Source organism: Lysobacter brunescens, assembly GCF_042677005.1.
Taxonomy (GTDB): Bacteria; Pseudomonadota; Gammaproteobacteria; order Xanthomonadales; family Xanthomonadaceae; genus Lysobacter_I; species Lysobacter_I brunescens.
Map to the genome: position 1 here is coordinate 1 of NZ_JBHTIF010000021.1, position 1,030 is coordinate 1,030.

Below are 1,030 nucleotides of genomic sequence, written 5' to 3' on the forward strand. Positions count from 1 at the left end.
TGCTGGGCGTGCTGAAGGCGGGCGCGGGGTATCTGCCGCTGGACCCGGGCTATCCTGCGGAGCGGCTGCGTTACATGGTGGCCGACAGCGGCACGCGTTGGCTGGTGGGCGACCGGATGTCGCTGTCGGGCTGGTCGAACACGGGCGCACGCAGTGTGGTGCTGGAGGATCTGGTCGCGGATGCAGGCGAGGGCACGGGATCGGCTTTGTCTGCTCCTGATTTCGCGCCTGGCGCGGACGACATCGCCTACATGATCTACACCTCGGGTTCGACCGGGCGTCCCAAGGGCGTGCTGATCGATCATCGTGCGCTGGCGCGTTTCCTCGAAGGCGCGCATGCCGCGCTGCAGATGCAGGCGGACGAAACCTATCGCTGGCTGGCGGTGACGCCGGTCTCGTTCGACATCTCGGTGCTCGAGCTGTTCCTGCCGCTGTGCCATGGCGGCACGGTGGTGCTGGCCGATCGCGAGACCAGCCAGGATGGTGTCGCGCTCGCATCGCTGATGGCCGGCACGCAGGCCAATGTGCTGCAGGCCACGCCGATGACGTGGAAGCTGCTGCGCGAAACCGGCTGGACCGGGCAGGCGGGCCTGCGCGTGCTCGTCGGCGGAGAATATGTGTCGGATACGCTCGGCGAATGGCTCGCCGGTGCGGGGCAGGGCGCGTGGAACTGCTATGGTCCGACCGAAGCGACGGTGTGGACGCATATGAAGCCGTTCGCCCGAGCTGGGCGCCTGTGCGTCGAGTCTGTTTCGGACCTCGGCGGGCGCCTGTGTCATGCGGATCAGCGCGTGGTCGACCTGGACGGCGAGCTCGCGCCGATCGGCGGCGTCGGTGAACTGTGGCTGGGCGGCGCGCAACTCGCCCGCGGCTACTGGCAGCGCGAGGCGCTGACCGACGAGAAGTTCGTCGAACGCGACCTGCTCGGCGGCATGCAGCGCTGGTACCGCACCGGCGACTGGGTGCAGCAGCGCCACGATGGCGAACTGCGCTACCTCGGCCGCATCGACCACCAGGTCAAGCTGCGCGG

General features: G+C 68.7%; 1 protein-coding gene. It reads left to right on the top strand.

From position 1 onward, the window contains the following. Positions 1–1,030, top strand: a 1,030-nt coding sequence (locus ACFQ0E_RS19155; RefSeq protein WP_386826631.1) for an AMP-binding protein, incomplete at both ends; no start/stop codon positions are given.